Origin of the sequence: Pseudomonas sp. 9Ag (genome assembly GCF_902506445.1) — a bacterium.
GTDB lineage: Bacteria > Pseudomonadota > Gammaproteobacteria > Pseudomonadales > Pseudomonadaceae > Stutzerimonas > Stutzerimonas stutzeri_AB.
Map to the genome: position 1 here is coordinate 3,245,344 of NZ_LR733836.1, position 19,280 is coordinate 3,264,623.

The following is a 19,280-nucleotide window of genomic DNA, read 5'->3' on the forward strand; positions in this document are numbered from 1 at the left end:
CATGAGCACTCTTGCCGACAAGGTCCAGCAGGCGCTTACACAGGCTATCGAAAATGACGAACTGGTCCTGCCGACGCTTCCGGAAGTCGCGCTGCGGGTGCGAGAAGCCGCAGAGGATCCGGACGTAAGTATTCCGACGCTGGCCAAGGTGATCGGCAATGATACCGCCCTGACTGCTCGCATCATCAAAGTGGTAAACAGCCCGCTGCTGCGTACCAACAGGGAGATTAACGACCTACAGATGGCGATCAGCCGCCTGGGCATCAACTACACGTCAAACCTGGCGACCGGCTTGGCGATGGAACAGATGTTCCAAGCGACTACCGACGTGGTGGATCGCAAGATGCGTGAGGTCTGGAACAAGAGCACCGAGATTGCCGCTATCAGTCATGTGCTTTGCCGCAACTACACCCGCCTGCCGGCCGACCAAGCGACGCTCGCGGGCCTGGTTCATCAGATCGGAGTCCTGCCGATTCTCACCTACGCAGAAGAGCACAGCGCGCTGCTCAGCGATTCGATCAGCCTCAACCACGTCATTGATCGGATCCATCCGATTATCGGGGAAAAGATCCTTCGCGCCTGGGAGTTTCCCGATCCAATAGCCACGGTCCCCGGCCAGTACCTGGATTTTTCCCGAGCCTCAGTGAAGGTGGACTATGTAGATATCGTCCAGGTGGCGACATTGCAGAGCTATATCGGCACCTCGCACCCCTATACCCAACTCGACTGGAATCAGATCCCCGCATTCGCCCAGCTCGGCCTCGACCCGAGCACATTGTTACAGGAAGACGAAGATCTCTCCGCCGCGATGGACGCCGCGATGAGCATGCTCCAGTAAATAGCCGTGCGGGTGCCATTCAGCGCCCGCTTATACCGTTACCTCTGCTGTCACCTCCATCTTAATCCCGTCGACCAGCCTACCGTTCGCCTGCTGTGAGGAACCGCTACCGCGACCTCAAGTCACTTAATAGACGGCGTTCTTGCCGCATCTTGCCCGTGCCCTGGGCACATGCCCCGGCGCTACGAGCTTGTCAGGTTGAAGGAGACTTTAGATGAACCGCACGACCAACTTTTTCTTCTCCGGGACCGCAGCATTGCTGTTCAGTGTTGCTGCAAATTTCGCACTCGCCGCAGAAGGCGAAAATTTCGTAGACGAAGCCTCGGCGAAAGGCATCGCCGAAATCGAAGCCGCCAAATTGGCCATGAGTGAAAGCAAATCTCAAGACGTTAAGACTTTTGCCCAGAAAATGATCGACGACCACACCTAGGCGAACCAGAAACTCGCTGAGCTAGCTCGCCAACATGAAGACCTCGAAATGTCCGACGACGCTACGTTGATGGACCAGGCAAAGGCGATGATTCTTGAACTGCGTGAAGGCGAGAATTTTGATGAGGCCTATGCGAACAATCAGGTCGTAGCCCATGAGCAAACCATCGAGCTATTTCGTGAGTACGCCAAAAATGGTGAGAACGCTGAGCTCAAGAAGTACGCTGAGTCGACGCTCAAGACCCTAGAGCAGCATCTAAACAGGGCTCAAGAGCTGGCCTCGAAGCACGGCGAACAGCAATAACCGATCCGGTCAGCGGCGCTTCGGCGCCGCTCAGACTGACTCTGGCAACTTCCAGTCGATAGGCTCAAGGTCCCGCTGTTTTAGAAATTGATTGGTGCGACTGAAATGACCGTTACCGATGAATCCCCGGTGCGCTGAAAGTGGCGAGGGATGAACGGACTTCAGTAACAGGTGCCGGGTCGGATCAATCAGCTTCGCTTTGCTTTGGGCATGGGCACCCCATAATAGAAACACCACGTCCGAGCGCTTTTCGCTTATCACCTCAATGATCCGATCGGTCAGACGCTGCCAGCCCATCTTGGCGTGCGATCCGGCCATCCCCTGCTCCACAGTCAAAGAAGTATTGAGCATCAGCACGCCTTGATCCGCCCAGTACTGAAGATAGCCGTGGCTGGGTACGTCCAGATTCAGGTCGCGCTTGAGCTCTTTGAAGATGTTTTGCAATGAGGGCGGCGGCGCCACACCTGGCTGCACCGAAAAACATAGCCCGTGCGCCTGGCCGGCCCCGTGATAGGGATCTTGCCCGAGAATCACGACGCGAACCTGCTCCAACGGAGTCGAATTCAAGGCGCTGAATATCAGAGGCCCCGGCGGATAGATGACTTTCCCGGCCGCCTTCTCGCGACGCAGAAACTCGCCCAGCTGTTTCATGTACGGCTGCTCGAATTCTTCCTTCAGCGCTGCTTTCCAGCTGACTTCAAGTTTGACGCGGTCATCTTGATTCATGGCGTTGCCCTGGCTGCTGAGGCGCCGAACCCTAGGGAAAGGATCTGGCGGAGTCAATGCGCCAGTCTGAGCCTGTCCTTACCGCCAATAACTCTCAGAAAATGTCGGCTACCTCACAGCCAAGCGAAAGACTGCCCCCATACGACCAATGAGTGCGTGACGAAGGGCCGCAGCGCGCAGTAAAAAAGCCTCTCGCCAATAAAAAATACAACAAGGAATCAGCAATGAAACGGACTACGCTCCTCGCCCTCGGGCTGGGGTTCTGTCTGGCAGTTGAAGCTGCCGATCCGATCACCCTCGGCCTCAATTACCCTCGCACCGGTAGCTATAAAGAAGAAGGACTATCGCAGATGCGTGGGGCGTTGCTGGCTGTCGATGAAATTAACGCCAGAGGCGGCGTTCTAGGCAGACCGCTCCAGCTATCCAGCCGTAACTCTGCATCCAGACCCGAGAAAGCCGTCGCCAACGTGGACAAACTGGCCGACGAGGGTGCGGTCATGCTGTTCGGTGGCGCGTCCAGCGCCGTGGCCATCGCCGCAGGCAAGCGTGCCAAGGAAAGGGGTTTACTCTATTTCGGCACCCTGACCTATTCAAACGACACAACAGGCAAAGACGCCCACCGCTACATGTTCCGCGAATGCAACAACGCCTGGATGAGCGCGCAGGTGCTGGGCCAATACCTGAACAAGCATCTGCCGAACAAACGCTACTTCTACATCACCTCTGATTACACCTGGGGCCACACCAGCGAAAGCTCGCTACGCCAGGCCACTGGCACCCAGAACAGTAATCAGCACCCGGGCATCAAGACGGCGTTTCCCGGTGCCCGCCTCTCCGACTACCGCGAAGCACTGACCCAAGTCGCCGGCAGCGATGCCGAAGTCCTGGTACTGGTCCTGTTTGGCGAGGACCTGGTGCGCGCCATGCGGATCGCCGACGAACTCGGCCTGAACAAGCGGATGCAGGTCGCAGTACCCAACCTGACGCTGAGCATGGTCGAAACAGCCGGCCCGGACATCATGCGCGGCGTACTGGGCACCGAACCCTGGACCTGGCGCGTACCGGAGCTGGAAGGCTCGGTAGCGGGCAAGCAGTTCGTGCAGAACTACGATGAACGCTATCAGACCCACCCGTCCAGCTCGGCCGCCTCGGCCTACAGCATCGTCTATCAATGGGCCGACGCGGCTACTCGGGCCCGTAGCCTCGATAGCGAACGGATCATTGCCGCGCTGGAGGGCCACCGTTACAGCCTACTCAAGGGCGAACAAGAATGGCGCAGCTTCGATCACCAGAACGTGCAGACGGTGTACGCGGTGAAGGTCAAGCCGCGCGAGGAAGTGCTCAAGGATCGTTTCAAACAGGACTATTTCGAAATCGTCCATCGCCTCACCGGCGACCAGGCTGCCCCATCGCTTGCCGAATGGCAGACCGAGCGCCGCGCTGGCGGACAGACGCTCGCCCTCCAGTAAACGGACGCAAAGGAGCGGCTCTGGGATACCAGGCCGCTCCAAAGCCCATCGCACGTACCTCTCTCACCTTGCGCCGCTCCTGCAACAACTCCCGCTATGCACCCGCCCGCGCCACAGCGCCTCGCCAGATCGAAAAGATTGCAACTAGACTCGGTTGAAGGCATTCGATCCTGACGAGGATGACCAACACCATGAGCACCACTGCAGTAGAGCCGTATAAGTCCGGTTTTTTCGATTTGACCCACAAACTGACCGTCGAAAAGCATGGGCACACCGCGCTGATCACCATCAACCACCCCCCTGCCAACACCTGGGACCGTGACTCGCTGATTGGCCTCAAGCAAGTCGTCGAACACCTGAACCATGACGATGAGGTCTATGCGCTGGTAATCACCGGCCAGGGTGAAAAATTCTTCAGCGCGGGCGCCGACCTCAAGCTCTTCGCCGATGGCGACCGCACCCGTGCACGTGAAATGGCGAAGCGCTTCGGTGAGGCCTTCGAAGCCCTGCGAGAGTTTCGCGGGGTATCCATAGCGGCCATAAACGGGTTCGCGCTTGGGGGAGGTCTGGAGTGCGCTCTGGCATGTGACCTGCGCATCGTGGAGCAACAGACTCAGCTAGGCCTACCTGAAGCCTCGGTCGGCTTACTGCCCTGCGCTGGCGGCACCCAGGCACTTGCATGGCTTGTAGGCGAAGGCTGGGCGAAGCGGATGATTCTCTGCGGCGAACGGATCAATGCGGACACGGCTATGCGTATCGGCCTGGTCGAACAGGTTGTGGAGCCGGGTGAAGCGCGAGGCCACGCACTGTTGCTGGCCTCCCGCGTGGCGCGTCAGAGCCCGGTGGCCGTGCGCACAATCAAAACACTGATTGATTCGATGCACAGCCGCGGCCCGGCCAGTCTTGCAGCGGCAGAGCGTGAGGCATTCGTCGACCTGTTCGAAGCCGACGACACCCTGGAAGGAGTCAATGCGTTCTTGGAAAAGCGCGATCCCCGCTGGAGAAACCGCTAAGTAAAATCCGAAAACATACGCAGCGAAGGATCTACGCCAAACGCAACCCGGCAGACACCAATAGTGGCGCGTCCGCGATTCTTATCTACAGCGGGGCGGTTAACCCCACGTGCCTCAGCGGCGATAGTGGCGACCGTCGAAATCGCGCCGGTGATGCATACGGTAGTCGCGACCATCGCGCACTAACGGTGGGCGGCGAAAATCTCTCGAATGATCACGATCCCAGCGCGAAGGGTGATCGAACCTGGAGTTACGCTCATCCTTCCACCGCTGCGGATGACGACCTTCTGTCCGTCTCCTATGGTCCCAGCTGTGCCGATCAGCCCCTCGGTGGCGATCGTAATACTGCGGAGGGAGCTGGCCCTGATAGCGAGGCGGAAGGTTCTGTGGATACTGTCTGTGTTGCGGATATGGGCTGCGCGGATCGTACTGATATCCGCGGCTTTCTACACGATAGCTGCCGCCATCAGGTTGGTAGACCCACACACCACCCCGGGAGTCGGCAAACGCATGGTTCCCAAACCCCAATGCCAGCAGCAAAAGCGCCATTGGTATCTTCACTATGCACCTCCACGAACCGCTCCACCTGAGAGTTACGGCCTCACTTGATCAGACCACAGCAAATGGTCGGCTGGCTTTCAACCGGACAGGTGGTACATGTCCATATGTGTTATCAGACCGCAGTTGCCTTGGGGCCACATCACCTCCCGGCCTTGTACGGCTGCTGCCGCTTCCCGATAATAGCGGCCTTTTAGCCTCGGCTCATGCAGAGCGCCACAGGAACCCGCGATGACCGAACTCGCCCTGATCATGGTTAGCGCCATCCTGGTCAATAATTTCGTCCTGGTGCAGTTCCTCGGTCTGTGCCCATTCATGGGTGTTTCGAAGAAAATCGAAACCGCCATTGGCCTGTCGCTGGCCACAACCTTTGTTCTGACCCTGGCGGCGATGTGCAGCTACATCGTTCAGCAGTATGTCCTCAAGCCGCTGGATCTGGAATTTCTTCGCACCATCAGTTTCATTCTGGTGATTGCCGTGGTGGTGCAGTTCACCGAGATGGTGGTGAATAAGACCAGTCCCTTGCTGTACCGCGTGCTGGGCATTTTTTTGCCGTTGATCACGACCAACTGCATCGTGCTGGGCGTCGCGCTCCTAAACGCCAACAAATCCGAGTTCACCTTTCTGACCGCTACCGCAAACGGCTTTGCCGCTGGCCTGGGTTTTTCGCTGGTATTGGTGTTGTTTGCGGCCATGCGTGAGCGCATCGCGATTGCCGACGTGCCCAAATCCTTCCAGGGCGCAGCCATCGGCATGGTCACGGCAGGCCTCATGTCGCTGGCGTTCATGGGCTTCAGTGGGTTGATCAAGCTATGAGTCTGGTCGTGATAGCGGTGCTTGCGCTTCTCACGCTGTGCCTGGTTTGTGGAGCCATTCTCGGCTTCGCCGCGGTGCGCTTCCGCGTCGAAGGCGACCCGATTGCCGAACAGATCAATGCGTTGCTGCCGCAGACCCAATGCGGTCAGTGCGGCTACCCCGGCTGCAAGCCCTACGCCGAGGCGATCGCCGGCGGCGACAAGATCAACAAATGCCCCCCGGGGGGCGAGTCAACGATCCAGGCATTGGCCGACCTGCTCGATGTCGAGCCTGAGCCGCTGGACGCAGTGGAAGGCGAAGTGCCTCCGCGCGTCGCCTATATCCGCGAAGCGGAATGCATTGGCTGCACCAAATGCATCCAGGCCTGCCCGGTGGACGCCATTGTCGGCGCCGCCAAGCAGATGCACACGGTCATCGTGTCCGAGTGCACCGGTTGCGACCTTTGCGTCGAGCCGTGCCCGGTGGACTGCATCGACATGATTGAACTCGGCAGCAATCTGCAGAGCTGGAAGTGGGACCAACCGCTGACACCAGGCCAGTTGATCGCCAGTGATCGGGAGCAAGCCGCATGACCTCACTGAACGTCTGGGATATTCATGGCGGCATACACCCCCCGGAGTGCAAGGAGCTTTCCAACCGCACGCCGATTCAGCGGCCACCCCTCCCTGCTCGTCTGGTGGTTCCGCTGGTCCAACATCTCGGTGCGCCCGCTGAGCCCTGCGTTACGCTGGGCGAGCGTGTGCTCAAGGGGCAGAAGATCGCCGAGGCCGCTGGCTTTGTCAGTGCGCCGGTTCATGCACCGACGTCCGGAACGGTCAGTTTCATCGGCCCCCAGCCCTACCCTCACGTGTCAGGGATGCTCAGCGCGGCGGTCGTGATCGACAGCGATGGCCAGGACGAATGGATCGAACTGCAGCCGCAACCGGATTACCGAGCAGCGCAGCCCGATCAGCTGCTGGAACAGATCCGTCAGGCAGGCATAAGCGGACTCGGTGGCGCCGGCTTCCCAACGGCCGTCAAGCTTAACGGGCCGCCTACCCGGGAAATTCGTGCACTGATCATCAACGGCACCGAATGTGAGCCCTATATCACGGCCGACGATAGGTTGATGCGCGAGAAGGCAAACGAGCTTGTCGCGGGGATCGAGATACTTGTTCAGCTGATCCAGCCGAAGCAGGTGCTGATCGGCATCGAGGACAACAAACCGGAGGCGATCGAAGCCGTCCGCACCGCCGTGGGCGAACGAGGATTCCTGGTCAAGGTGTTTCCTACCAAGTACCCCTCGGGTGGCGAAAAGCAGCTGATACAGATTCTGACCGGCGAAGAGGTCCCCAGCGGCGGCCTGCCGGCCGACATCGGCATGCTGTGCCAGAACGTCGGTACCTGCGTCGCCATTCACGACGCCGTACTGTTGGGTAAACCGCTTATCTCCCGCGTTACAACGCTGACCGGCGAAGCCTTGGCACGCCCCATGAACGTCGAGGCGTTGATCGGTACGCCAGTGGCTGACCTGCTGGACTTCGCCGGTCTCGACCCCGCCCGGCTCAATCGGTTGATCGTGGGCGGACCGATGATGGGCTATACCCTGCCGTCGATGGACGTGCCGCTGATCAAGACCACCAACTGCCTGCTCGCCAGCACACTTTCGGAACTGCCTCCGCCACCACCAGCACTGCCATGCATTCGCTGCGGCGAGTGTGCAGAAGCGTGCCCGGCAAGCCTGCTACCGCAACAATTACACTTCTTCGCGCTGGGCCAGGAGCACGAGCAGCTCAAGGCCTACAACCTGTTCGACTGCATCGAGTGCGGCGCTTGTGCCTACGTCTGCCCGTCGAGTATTCCGCTGGTGCAGTACTACCGCGCTGCCAAGGGCGAAATCCGCGAACTGGAGCAGAAACAGCAGAAAGCCGAACACTCCAAGCAGCGCTTCGAGCTGCGCCAGGAGCGCTTGCGCCGTGCCGAAGAGCAGAAGGAGGCGGACCGTAAAGCCCGCGCCGAGCGCGCCGCGAAGGCCAAGGCGGCACAGGCCGAGGCCAGCTCCATACCGAATCAGGATGACCCCGTTGCGCGCGTCCAGGCGCAAAAGGCGGGCCTGTCCGAGCAGCAGAAGAAGCTCAAGATCGAAGCCAGCATGGCGCAGGTCGCGCTGAAAAAAGCGGAAAAGCAGCTGGCCATGCATGCAACGCCTGAACTGGAAGCTCAGGTTAACGAGCTGCGTACCGCAGCTGCCAATGCGCAGAAGGCACTGGACGAAGCCGCTGGCCCTGCTGATGCTTCCCCCGCGGCACCGCAGGTCAACGATGAGGCTGCCAAAAAAGCCAAAATCGAAGCGGCGATGCTGCGCGCTCAGGTCCGCAAGCTGGAGAAGCTCGACGCCCGTGATACCGCCCAGGACGGCGAACTGAGTCGCCTAAAGGCTCAACTGACCGAAGCGGAGAAAACACTAGCTTCAGTGCAGGACACCACCCCTCCGACGCCAGCCAAACCCGCCAATGACGACGCGGCAAAGAAAGCCAAGATCGAAGCCGCGATGCTACGTGCTCAGGTCCGCAAGCTGGAGAAGCTCGACATCCGCGATGCCGACCAGGACGCCGAGCTGAGCCGCCTGCAGGCCCAGCTGACCGAAGCGGAGAAAACACTAGTGTCAGTGCAGGACACCACCCCTGCGACGCCAGCCAAACTCGCCAATGACGACGCGGCAAAGAAAGCCAAGATCGAAGCGGCGATGCTGCGCGCTCAGGTCCGCAAGCTGGAGAAGCTCGATACCCGCGATGCCGCCCAGGACGCCGAGCTGAGTCGCCTAAAGGCTCAACTGAACGAAGCGGAGAAAACACTAGCTTCAGTGCAGGACATCACCCCTGCGACGCCAGCCAAACCCGCCAATGACGACGCGGCAAAGAAAGCCAAGATCGAAGCCGCGATGCTGCATGCTCAGGTCCGCAAGCTGGAGAAGCTCGAAACGAGAGACGCTGAGCAGGAGGCAGAATTGAGCCGTTTGCGGTCACAACTGGCCGAGGCTGAAACCGCGCTCGAGCCGCCGAAAGAAACCAGGCCTGCAGCCAAGACACCTGGCGAAGAGGCGCTCAAGAAAGCCAAGATCGAGCTGGCGATGAAACGAGCAGAACTCAAGAAAGCCGAAAAGGCCGGTGCCGAAGAGCCACAGCTGAGCAAGCTGCGCAATGCTCTGGCGAGTGCCGAACAGGCGCTTCATGACGCTGAGGCTGGATCCGGCAAGCCGGCACCAGACCTGGTGCGCACCGACAAGCAGCCCATAGATGAGCAGACCCGGACACTCAAGACCGAAGTTGCGTTTGCACGAGCCGATCTGCGCAAGCTCGAGCGCGACGACAACGGCGACCCAGCGGCCATCGAACGCGCCCAGGCACGTCTGAGCGATGCCGAGAGCAAACTTCAGGAACATACCTAATCGTCAGGAGCAGCGCCGTCGGCGCTGCTACAGGGAGTGTGGTGATCGACAGGTGATCGCCCTCCCTTTCAAGTATTCACCGGAGAGCCAATGGCCCTGCCCCGCATCACCTCACCGCACACCAAAGGAAACAACCGCACCCAGCGAGTCATGATGCTGGTGCTGGCGGCAACCTTGCCCGGCGTAATCGCCCTGACGTGGCTGTATGGCGCCGGCACCCTGATCAACCTGCTCTGGGCCAGCGCTGTAGCCCTTGGTTGTGAGGCGCTGATCCTGAGACTAAGGCAACGCCCAGTGCAATTCTTCCTGCGCGACGGCAGCGCATTGGTTACGGCGGTCCTGCTAGCACTGGCGCTGCCACCCTACTCGCCTTGGTGGCTGACATTGATCGCCACGGGCAGCGCCATCGCGCTCGGCAAGCAGCTCTATGGTGGACTGGGTCAGAACCCCTTCAATCCCGCCATGATTGGCTACGTGGTGGTGCTCGTTTCGTTTCCGGTGAAAATGACCACCTGGCCTGTGCCCCACACGGTCGGCTTGAGTGCCGGTCTGCAGCACATCCTTGGCATCGCCTCGCTGCCCGATGGCTGGACACAGGCCACCGCGCTCGATCTTCTCAAGGTCAACAAGAGCCTGACCGTGGACGAGCTTTGGGCCAACCCAGCTTTCGGTCACTTCGGAGGGATTGGCTCGGAGGTCGTCAATCTCGCATTTCTAGCTGGCGGCCTGTTCCTCCTGCACAAGCGCCTGTTCAGCTGGCATGCGCCGGTTGGCATGCTTGCCGCGCTGATCGTCATGAGTTTGTTGTTCTGGAACGGTTCGGGCTCTGATAGCCATGGTTCACCGCTGTTCCACCTGCTCAGCGGCGCCACCATGCTCGGCGCCTTCTTCATCGTCACGGATCCGGTGAGCAGCGCCACCAGCAACCAGGGCCGACTTATTTTCGGTGCAGGCGTGGGCATTCTCGTCTATGTCATTCGCGCCTGGGGCGGCTATCCGGATGCCGTGGCGTTCGCCGTGCTGCTGATGAACCTGTCAGCTCCCACCATCGACTATTACACCCGTCCGCGCACCTACGGCCATCGCAAGGCCGAGCGCGGCTTCAAGCTGGGCGAATGACATGATCATCCCTGAACTCAGCCGCTCGATGCTCAAGAACAGCCTGGTGCTCGGCCTGTTTGCGATTTTCACCGTTGGCGGCGTGACCCTGCTCCAGCAGTTCACGGCAGAACGGATTCAAGCCTCGGAGCGTGCCGCACAGCTACGGGCCCTCAACGAGATCCTCCCTAGAGACAGCTATGACAATCAGCTGCTCGACAGCAGCGTTCTGGTGCAAGATCCGCTGCTTGGCACTCGCCAGCCCATGCCGGCCTATGTCGCGATGAAGAACGGCCAGCCAAGCGCGGTGATCCTGCAAGCCATTGCACCCGACGGATACAGCGGTGCGATCCAGCTGCTGGTAGGCGTGCAGGCAGACGGGCGAGTCGCCGGCGTTCGCGTGGTCGCGCACCGTGAAACACCCGGCTTGGGCGACAAGATCGAACTGGCCAAGAGCCCCTGGATACGAAGCTTTGAAAACCGCTCACTGAGCGATCCAGACGCGTCAGGCTGGGCCGTGAAAAAGGATCGTGGCGAGTTCGACCAGTTTGCCGGAGCCACCATTACGCCGCGGGCAGTAGTGGGCGCCGTGCATCGGGCCCTGCAATACTTTGCAGCCCACAAGCAGGAGCTGCTCGCTGCCGACAGGGCGCCGATAGCAGCCGAAGCTGCGCTGGAAGATGAGGTCGAGCCGGACGAGGTCACTACCCACTCGCGCGCCGGCGCCGCTGCGACCCGCGACACATTGCAGACCAACGATCCGCAAGCCGAGCAGGAAGGCCGAACCCAATGAGCAATCCAAGCTATCGCGAACTGAGCGTGAACGGCCTGTGGAAAAACAATCCGGCACTGGTCCAGCTACTTGGCCTGTGCCCACTGCTCGGCGTGAGCAACTCGGCGGTCAACGCGCTCGGGCTCGGGCTCGCCACAGCCCTGGTGCTGATCTGCTCGAACGTTGGCGTGTCGCTGGTACGGGGCGTCGTCAATACTGCGGTGCGCCTGCCCGCGTTCGTGATGATCATCGCGGCACTGACAACCTGTATCGAGCTGCTCATGCAGGCCTATACCTATGAGCTGTACCAGATACTCGGCATTTTCATCCCGCTGATCACCACCAACTGCGTCATCCTCGGCCGTGCCGACGGTTTTGCCGCCAAGCATAATCCGTTGATTGCGGGCTTTGACGGCTTGCTCATGGGGCTCGGGTTCGCCCTGGTCCTCGTGGTGCTGGGTGGCGTGCGCGAACTGGTTGGCACCGGTGCGGTGTTCGCCAACATGCATTTGCTGTTCGGCCCGATTGCCAGCGACTGGCAGCTGACGCTATTCAGCGACTACAAGGGCTTCCTGTTGGCCATCCTGCCACCGGGCGCCTTTATCGTGCTCGGCCTGCTGATTGCGCTGAAGAATCGTATCGACGAGCACCTAGCTGAGCGCGCCAAGGCAACGCAGGCAGAGACGCCAGTGCAGAGCCGCCGCGTTCGTGTCACCGGGGTGATCGAATGATGCCGAATGGAGCGCGGTAAATGAACGCGGCCAAACGCCTGGAGATCTTCCGCCGGTTTCATGAGGACAACCCGGAGCCGAAGACCGAACTGGCCTACAGCACTCCGTTCGAGCTCTTGATTGCCGTGATCCTCTCGGCCCAGGCCACCGACGTGGGCGTCAACAAGGCAACGGCCAAACTTTACCCTGTCGCCAACACCCCCGAGGCCATCTATGCGCTCGGCTATGACGGCCTGTGCAGCTACATCAAGACCATCGGGCTTTATCCAAGCAAAGCCAAGAACGTTCTTGAGACCTGCCGCATCCTGATCGAACAACACGACAGCCAGGTGCCTGATAACCGTGAGGCCCTCGAGGCGCTACCGGGCGTTGGCCGCAAAACGGCCAATGTGGTGCTGAACACGGCGTTTCGCCAATTCACCATGGCAGTCGACACCCACATCTTCCGTGTTGCCAACCGCACCAGAATTGCGCCCGGCAAGAACGTGCTCGAGGTCGAGCGCAAACTGGTCAAATTCGTGCCGAAGGATTACCTCCTGGACGCCCATCACTGGCTGATCCTGCACGGGCGCTACGTCTGCAAGGCGCGCAGGCCGCAATGCGGCAGTTGCCGTATCGAGGATCTCTGCGAATACAAGCACAAGACCTCTGACGATTGAGCCGCCAAACAGAAAACCTATCGCCTGATTGAAAAAATCTTTTTTACGGCCTTCACTTTTGTCGCTATAAGGTGCGCCAACAGCGCGCCTTAGCCGTGGAGTGACACAAGTGTCCGAGAAAGAAGAGATCCAGATCGAAGATGACTTCGCCGCAGATGACGAAGACGATGGCGCAGAGACCCCGGTCGAAGTCGCCAAGACCAACCTGACCAAGCGCCGGATCATCGACAACCTGCTCGAAGAGCGTCGTTTGCAGAAGCAACTCAACGAGTTCGACTTCGACCTCTGAGCTGAAAAAGCCCCGTCACAGGGGCTTTTTCGCACCAAATCAGTCGCGTCGCGAGGGCGACAGCAGCTCGACCTTGTAGCCATCCGGGTCTTCGATAAACGCCAGGATGCTGGTGCCATGTTTCATCGGCCCCGGCTCGCGGGTGATCTTGCCGCCTCGACTACGGATATCCTCGCAGGCTTTGTAGACGTCTTCGACCTCCAGCGCGATATGGCCGTAACCGTCTCCCAGGTCATACTTCTCGACACCCCAGTTGTGGGTCAGCTCCAGCACACTGTTATGTGCTTCGTCACCGTAGCCCACAAATGCCAGGGTGAACTTGCCGTCCGGGTAATCCTTGCGGCGCAGCAGCGTCATGCCCAGCACTTCGGTATAGAAGGCGATGGATCGCTCCATATCGCCGACTCGCAGCATGGTATGCAGCAGTCTCATGGGTCTCTCTCCTAATCAGCGGTGCATAAAGCATAACCCCGGCTCGCGGCCGGGGTTATGGTCAGGCTGCGTAGCAGTCTCTATCAGAACTGCGTCCGGCCCTTGTTCGCGGCGATGCGCATGCGCAACGCATTGAGCTTGATGAAGCCACCCGCATCGGCCTGGTCATAGGCGCCCGCATCGTCTTCGAAGGTCGCAATGTTGGCGTCGAACAGCGAGTCGTCCGATTTACGGCCGGTGACGATGACGTTGCCTTTATAGAGCTTCAGACGCACCACACCGTTCACATTGACCTGCGAGGCGTCGATCATCTGCTGGAGCATGCTGCGCTCAGGGCTCCACCAGTAGCCGTTGTAGATCAGGCTGGCGTACTTGGGCATCAGCTCGTCTTTCAGGTGCGCCACTTCACGGTCTAGGGTAATCGACTCAATGGCGCGGTGGCCCTTGAGCATGATGGTGCCGCCCGGGGTCTCGTAGCAGCCGCGCGACTTCATGCCGACGTAGCGGTTCTCGACGATGTCCAAGCGCCCGATGCCGTTCTCGCCACCGATCTTGTTCAGATAGGCCAGCACTTCGGCCGGGGTCATGTCCTTGCCATCGATGGCAACGATGTCGCCCTTACGGTAAGTCAGTTCGATGTAGGTCGGCGTATCCGGCGCCGTCTCAGGCGAACGGGTCCAACGCCACATGTCTTCTTCGTGCTCGGTCCAGGTGTCTTCCAGCACGCCGCCTTCATAGGAGATGTGCAGCAGGTTGGCATCCATGGAGTACGGCGACTTCTTCTTGCCGTGACGCTCGATCGGGATCTCGTGGCTAGCGGCATAATCCATCAGCTTCTCACGCGAGAGCAGATCCCACTCGCGCCACGGCGCGATGACCTTGACGCCCGGCTTCAGCGCATAGGCGCCCAGTTCGAAACGGACCTGGTCGTTGCCCTTGCCGGTGGCGCCGTGAGAAATGGCGTCGGCGCCGGTCTCGTTGGCAATCTCAATCAGACGCTTGGCGATCAGCGGGCGGGCAATGGAGGTACCCAGCAGGTACTCGCCTTCGTAAACGGTATTGGCGCGGAACATTGGAAAGACGAAGTCGCGGACAAATTCTTCGCGCAGATCGTCGATGTAGATTTCCTTGACGCCCATGGCCTTGGCCTTGGCACGAGCAGGCTCGACTTCCTCGCCCTGACCGAGGTCGGCCGTAAAGGTCACCACTTCGCAGTTATAAGTGTCTTGCAGCCACTTGAGGATCACCGAGGTGTCCAGGCCACCGGAATACGCCAGGACTACCTTCTTTACGTCGGCCATTGCCATCCACTCCCGGGATTGTAAGGAAAGCGGGGATTCTACTGGTCGCGACGTTTGTTTTACAGGGGCGTGAGCACCGCTCGCCTTCAGGACGAAGGTGTACCGCCCTCTGCTGCCGCGGTGGTGGTCGCCGGCCCGCGCTCCAGACGCAGAGTCACCCGCCGGTTCTTGGCGCGGTTGGCCTCGCTGCTGTTGGGAACGATGGGATAGCGTTCGCCGTGAAAGCGCAGCGTAATCTGTTCCTTAGGAACCCCATTGCCGATCAGATACTCTTCGACCGCCAGCGCCCGGCGACGGGACAGGTCGCGATTGGTCAGCCGGTTGCCGCTGTTATCGGAGTGACCATCGAGCTGGATGCGATTGACGCTGGGGTCGGCCTTGAGGAACTGCAGAATGATGTCGAGCTTGGCCTGGCCCAACGCGTCGAGCGCGACGTCACCGGCGGGGAAACCAACCTGCGACGTGCGAATCTGCTCGAAGTTGACCGGCAGCAGCTTGGCCGCACAGCTGCGAAAGTCCTCATAGGCTTTGCCAAAGCGCACTGGCAACAGCCGCACTTCCAGCGCATCACCACCAAGCCGGGTCCGGTGACGCACCACCGGGCTGCGCCCTTCGAGAAGACCACTCAACAGGCGGCCGGCTTGCAGGTAGGTGCTGTTGAACGGAATATCGCCGCCGACTACGGAAACCAATCCGAGATTTATATCGCCACGGCTCGGCTGCCAGGGCGCGGCTGCAGCAAGCAGCGTGGCTGAACCGTTGCCCAGCCAGCGATCCGGCGACTGCAAGCGGAAAGTCGGTTGCTCGCCCGCTCGCCGTACGAACTCACCCGATCCAAACCCTGCGACCGGCTGCGTTAACCGACACTCGAACTGATCGCCTTCCACCTGCCACTGCGCACGCTCCAGACGAGTCTGGAACGTGAGGGCATTGGCTGGGGAAGCCAACAGACAGGCAATCACTAGAAGGCGCAAGCGCACGTAGGGCTCCACGGTGAACGACATTCAACCGGGGTATCGGTGCCTACCCCGAAAACTTGAACCCGCAGCGGTCAAGGTCGTACCCACCACATCATCGCCCGTTGCATGGCAACGTCCCGCCTGCAGCGATTTTTTCCCGCGTTTCCGGTAGCATTCCCGCACGTTTTACCGCCTGGAACCCTGCATGTCCGACCGACTGACATTACTGCGCCCCGACGACTGGCACATCCACCTGCGCGACGGCGCAGCGCTGCCACACACCGTGGCAGACGCTGCACGCCAGTTCGCGCGCGCCATCATCATGCCGAACCTGGTCCCGCCGGTCCGAAATGCTAGCGAGGCGGACAGCTATCGCCAGCGCATCCTTGCCGCCCGTCCGGCTGGCAGCGCCTTTGAGCCACTGATGGTGCTCTACCTCACCGACGGCACGCAGCCCGAAGATGTGCGCGCCGCCAAAGCCAGTGGCTATGTATTCGCCGCCAAGCTTTATCCGGCCGGGGCCACCACCAATTCGGCATCCGGCGTCACCCGCATCGACAACATCTTCCCGGTGCTCGAGACCATGGCCGAGGTTGGCTTGCCGTTGTTGGTCCATGGCGAAGTGACGCGCTCGGAAATTGACATCTTCGATCGCGAAAAGTACTTCATCGATGAGCAACTCAGCCGTGTCACCGAGCGTTTCCCGAGCCTCAAGGTGGTGTTCGAGCACATCACCACGCGCGACGCCGTGCAGTTCGTCGAGGCTGCCAGCAGCAATGTCGGGGCAACCATCACGGCTCACCACTTGCTCTACAACCGCAACCACATGCTGGTGGGCGGCATCCGCCCGCACTTTTTCTGTTTGCCCATTCTCAAGCGCAACGTTCATCAGGAAGCGCTGCTCGATGCCGCCACCAGCGGCAACCCGAAGTTCTTTCTCGGCACCGACTCGGCGCCGCACGCCCAGCATGCCAAGGAAAACGCCTGCGGCTGCGCTGGCTGCTACACCGCGTTCGCTGCGATCGAACTCTATGCCGAGGCCTTTGAGCAGCGCAGCGCACTGAATCGTCTGGAAGCCTTTGCCAGCCACTTCGGCGCCGACTTCTATGGCCTGCCCCGCAACACCGATACCATCACCCTGATCCGCGAGTCTTGGAGCGTGCCGGCCAACCTACCGTTCGGAGAGCACAACGTCGTGCCCTTGCGTGCAGGCGAAACCCTGCAGTGGCGGCTGGAGGCAGAAGCATGAGCGACGATCAGTTTGACGACGAGCTGGAAGGCAACCAACCAGGCAAGCCGCGCTCGCCGATGGCGAGACGCTTTCGCGGCTTCCTGCCAGTCGTTGTCGACGTGGAGTGCGGTGGATTCAACTGCGCCACAGACGCACTGCTGGAAATCGCCGCTGTGACTATCGGCATGGATGAGCAAGGTCTGCTTTACCCGCAGGACACCCTCTTCTTCCGTGTCGAACCTTTCGCCGGCGCCAATATCGAGGCGGCCGCATTGGAGTTCACCGGCATCAAGCTCGACCACCCGCTGCGCATGGCGGTCCCCGAATCGCAGGCGATGAACGAGATCATCCGCAGCGTGCGCAAAGCAGTGAAGTCAGCCGGCTGCAAACGCGCCATTCTGGTCGGTCACAACAGCAGCTTCGATCTCGGTTTTCTGAACGCGGCGATTGCCCGCTGCGACATCAAGCGCAATCCGTTTCACCCGTTCTCCAGCTTCGACACCGCGACGCTGGCCGGCCTCGCCTATGGCCAGACCGTTCTCGCAAAGGCTTGCCAGGCAGCCGGCATCGACTTTGACGGACGCGAAGCACATTCTGCGCGTTATGACACAGAAAAGACCGCCGAACTGTTCTGCGGCATCGTCAATCGCTGGAGGGAAATGGGCGGCTGGGAAGAGTTCGACGAGTAATCTCGGCATCGTCCTTCGCCCTTAACGAAAAAAGGCCAGTCGTAAGACTGGCCTTTTTCATTACTGCTGGTCAATTACAGCGGCTTGCCGCGATTGCCATGTTCGCTGACGAACGCTTGCATGGCTTTCAGATCATTCTTCAGCACAGTGCAACGCTCCGGACGCTCGAACAGGTCAGCCAGATGCGCCGGCAACTCCAGCGCCTTGCCAACCCCGGCCTTCTCCACCGCTTCAGGAAACTTGACCGGATGGGCAGTTCCCAGTGTAACCATAGGTGTTGCCAGGCTGCGGCGACACTCGCGCGCAGCATAGACGCCGATCGCCGTGTGCGGATCGAGTAATTCGCCGGTTTTGGTAAACACCTCGGCGATAGTCTTGCAGGTCTGTGCGTCGTCTACGGCCAGCGAATCGAACAGCTTGCGTGCCTCAACCCAGCGCTCCTCCTCGACAGACAACTTGCCGCTGGCCTTGAATGCACTCATCAGTTCGGCGACCGCAGCGCCGTTACGGCCGTGCAAATCGAACAACAAACGCTCGAAGTTGGAGGACACCATGATGTCCATGGAGGGCGACAGCGACGGGTGCAGTGTGTCCTTGTCGTAGCGGTTGCCACTCATGAAACGGTGGAGGATGTCATTTCGGTTGGTTGCCACCACCAGCTGGCTGATTGGCAGACCCATGTTGCGCGCCAGGTAGCCGGCGAAGATATCGCCGAAGTTGCCGGTCGGAACGGAAAACGCCACCGAACGGGCCGGGCCGCCTAGCTGCAGCGCCGCATGGAAGTAGTAAACAATCTGAGCCATGATCCGCGCCCAGTTGATCGAGTTGACCGCTACCAGCCGCGTACCCTTGAGGAAGCCCTGGTCAGCGAAGCTGTCCTTGACCATTTCCTGGCAGTCATCGAAGTTGCCTTCGATAGCGATGTTGTGGATGTTGTCGCCGAAGATGGTCGTCATCTGCCGACGCTGCACTTCGGAGACCCGGTTGTGCGGGTGGAGGATGAAGATATCCACGTTGTCACAACGGCGGCAGCCTTCGATCGCTGCCGAGCCGGTATCGCCCGAAGTGGCGCCGATAATCACTACGCGCTCACCGCGCTTGGCCAGCACATAGTCGAGCAGCCGACCCAGCAGCTGCAGGGCAAAGTCCTTGAACGCCAGGGTCGGGCCATGGAAGAGTTCGAGCACCCACTCGTTGCTGTCCAGCTGGCGCAGCGGTGCGACCGCACTATGGGCGAACACGCCGTAGGTTTCTTCCAGGATCTGCTTGAAGTCAGCATCCGGAATGCTGCCGGTAACAAACGGGCGCATTACCTTGAACGCCAGCTCGTGGTAGGGCAGCCCAGACCAGGATGCGATTTCCTCGACGGTGAAACGCGGCAGGTTTTCCGGCACGTATAGACCGCCGTCGCTGGCCAACCCGGCAAGCAGCACGTCTTCGAAATTCAGGGCGGGCGCCTGGCCACGGGTACTGATGTAGCGCATTGTTCAAACCTACGTTGGACGCTGACTGCGGGCCGCCAGAGCAGCCCGACGTTGC

At 60.2% G+C, this 19,280-nt stretch carries 18 protein-coding genes and 1 pseudogene; 14 read left to right on the forward strand and 5 right to left on the reverse strand.

Features of this window, described 5'->3' with window-relative positions; all coding sequences use genetic code 11:
• Position 1 precedes the first annotated feature (1 nt).
• Both ALTERO38_RS14680 and ALTERO38_RS14685 read left to right on the forward strand, forming a co-directional pair.
• Positions 2-838, forward strand: a complete 837-nt coding sequence (locus tag ALTERO38_RS14680; RefSeq protein WP_102835734.1) for an HDOD domain-containing protein — start codon at positions 2-4, stop codon at positions 836-838.
• A 214-nt stretch (positions 839-1,052) separates the two neighbouring features.
• Positions 1,053-1,571: pseudogene (locus ALTERO38_RS14685) on the forward strand (DUF4142 domain-containing protein).
• Positions 1,572-1,601: 30 nt separating this feature from the next.
• On the opposite strand, the gene ung reads toward ALTERO38_RS14685, so the two are convergent.
• Positions 1,602-2,297, reverse strand: coding sequence for a uracil-DNA glycosylase (gene ung, locus ALTERO38_RS14690; RefSeq protein ID WP_159968829.1), 696 nt, complete (start codon positions 2,295-2,297; stop codon positions 1,602-1,604).
• A 224-nt stretch (positions 2,298-2,521) separates the two neighbouring features.
• Between ung and ALTERO38_RS14695 the strand changes: the two genes are divergently transcribed.
• The 10 genes from ALTERO38_RS14695 (at position 2,522) to ALTERO38_RS14740 (ending at position 13,129) form a co-directional block, all read left to right on the forward strand.
• Positions 2,522-3,766 (forward strand): ABC transporter substrate-binding protein, encoded by a 1,245-nt coding sequence (locus tag ALTERO38_RS14695; RefSeq protein ID WP_159968830.1) that lies wholly within the window; start codon positions 2,522-2,524, stop codon positions 3,764-3,766.
• 191 nt (positions 3,767-3,957) lie between these two features.
• Complete coding sequence (locus ALTERO38_RS14700; protein WP_159968831.1) at positions 3,958-4,779, forward strand: enoyl-CoA hydratase; 822 nt, start codon at positions 3,958-3,960, stop codon at positions 4,777-4,779.
• A gap of 789 nt (positions 4,780-5,568) precedes the next feature.
• Positions 5,569-6,153, forward strand: a complete 585-nt coding sequence (rsxA, locus tag ALTERO38_RS14705) for an electron transport complex subunit RsxA (RefSeq protein ID WP_159968832.1) — start codon at positions 5,569-5,571, stop codon at positions 6,151-6,153.
• Positions 6,150-6,725 carry an electron transport complex subunit RsxB gene (rsxB, locus tag ALTERO38_RS14710; protein ID WP_159968833.1) on the forward strand — a complete coding sequence of 192 codons (576 nt, stop codon included), beginning with the start codon at positions 6,150-6,152 and terminating at the stop codon, positions 6,723-6,725. The genes rsxA and rsxB overlap by 4 nt, the downstream gene beginning before the upstream one ends.
• Positions 6,722-9,580, forward strand: coding sequence for an electron transport complex subunit RsxC (rsxC, locus tag ALTERO38_RS14715; RefSeq protein ID WP_159968834.1), 2,859 nt, complete (start codon positions 6,722-6,724; stop codon positions 9,578-9,580). The genes rsxB and rsxC overlap by 4 nt, the downstream gene beginning before the upstream one ends.
• A gap of 90 nt (positions 9,581-9,670) precedes the next feature.
• Entirely contained in the window at positions 9,671-10,699 is a 1,029-nt protein-coding gene (locus ALTERO38_RS14720; protein ID WP_159968835.1) for an RnfABCDGE type electron transport complex subunit D, read from the forward strand.
• A gap of 1 nt (position 10,700) precedes the next feature.
• Positions 10,701-11,471, forward strand: coding sequence for an electron transport complex subunit RsxG (gene rsxG, locus ALTERO38_RS14725; protein WP_148926657.1), 771 nt, complete (start codon positions 10,701-10,703; stop codon positions 11,469-11,471).
• On the forward strand, positions 11,468-12,181 hold the full coding sequence (locus ALTERO38_RS14730) for an electron transport complex subunit E (RefSeq protein ID WP_159968836.1): 714 nt from the start codon (positions 11,468-11,470) through the stop codon (positions 12,179-12,181). Before rsxG ends, ALTERO38_RS14730 begins: the two co-directional genes overlap by 4 nt.
• 20 nt (positions 12,182-12,201) lie before the next feature.
• The gene (gene nth, locus ALTERO38_RS14735; RefSeq protein WP_148926659.1) at positions 12,202-12,840 is read left to right on the forward strand and encodes an endonuclease III; all 639 of its coding nucleotides are present in this window, start codon (positions 12,202-12,204) and stop codon (positions 12,838-12,840) included.
• 109 nt (positions 12,841-12,949) lie between these two features.
• Positions 12,950-13,129 (forward strand): PA3496 family putative envelope integrity protein, encoded by a 180-nt coding sequence (locus tag ALTERO38_RS14740; protein WP_148926660.1) that lies wholly within the window; start codon positions 12,950-12,952, stop codon positions 13,127-13,129.
• Between the two features lie 39 nt (positions 13,130-13,168).
• On the opposite strand, the gene gloA is transcribed toward ALTERO38_RS14740, so the two are convergent.
• The 3 genes from gloA to ALTERO38_RS14755 form a co-directional block, all read right to left on the reverse strand.
• Entirely contained in the window at positions 13,169-13,561 is a 393-nt protein-coding gene (gloA, locus tag ALTERO38_RS14745) for a lactoylglutathione lyase (RefSeq protein ID WP_159968837.1), read from the reverse strand.
• Positions 13,562-13,644: 83 nt separating this feature from the next.
• On the reverse strand, positions 13,645-14,862 hold the full coding sequence (locus ALTERO38_RS14750) for an argininosuccinate synthase (protein WP_159968838.1): 1,218 nt from the start codon (positions 14,860-14,862) through the stop codon (positions 13,645-13,647).
• A gap of 86 nt (positions 14,863-14,948) precedes the next feature.
• Entirely contained in the window at positions 14,949-15,842 is an 894-nt protein-coding gene (locus ALTERO38_RS14755; RefSeq protein WP_102835988.1) for an OmpA family protein, read from the reverse strand.
• A gap of 184 nt (positions 15,843-16,026) precedes the next feature.
• Between ALTERO38_RS14755 and pyrC the strand changes: the two genes are divergently transcribed.
• Together pyrC and rnt are read left to right on the forward strand one after the other, a co-directional pair.
• Positions 16,027-17,070, forward strand: coding sequence for a dihydroorotase (gene pyrC / locus ALTERO38_RS14760; protein WP_159968839.1), 1,044 nt, complete (start codon positions 16,027-16,029; stop codon positions 17,068-17,070).
• Positions 17,067-17,741 (forward strand): ribonuclease T, encoded by a 675-nt coding sequence (rnt, locus tag ALTERO38_RS14765; protein ID WP_064481720.1) that lies wholly within the window; start codon positions 17,067-17,069, stop codon positions 17,739-17,741. The genes pyrC and rnt overlap by 4 nt, the downstream gene beginning before the upstream one ends.
• Positions 17,742-17,815: 74 nt before the next feature.
• Here rnt and thrC read toward each other — a convergent pair whose 3' ends face one another.
• Entirely contained in the window at positions 17,816-19,225 is a 1,410-nt protein-coding gene (gene thrC / locus ALTERO38_RS14770) for a threonine synthase (RefSeq protein ID WP_073301409.1), read from the reverse strand.
• Positions 19,226-19,280 lie beyond the last annotated feature (55 nt).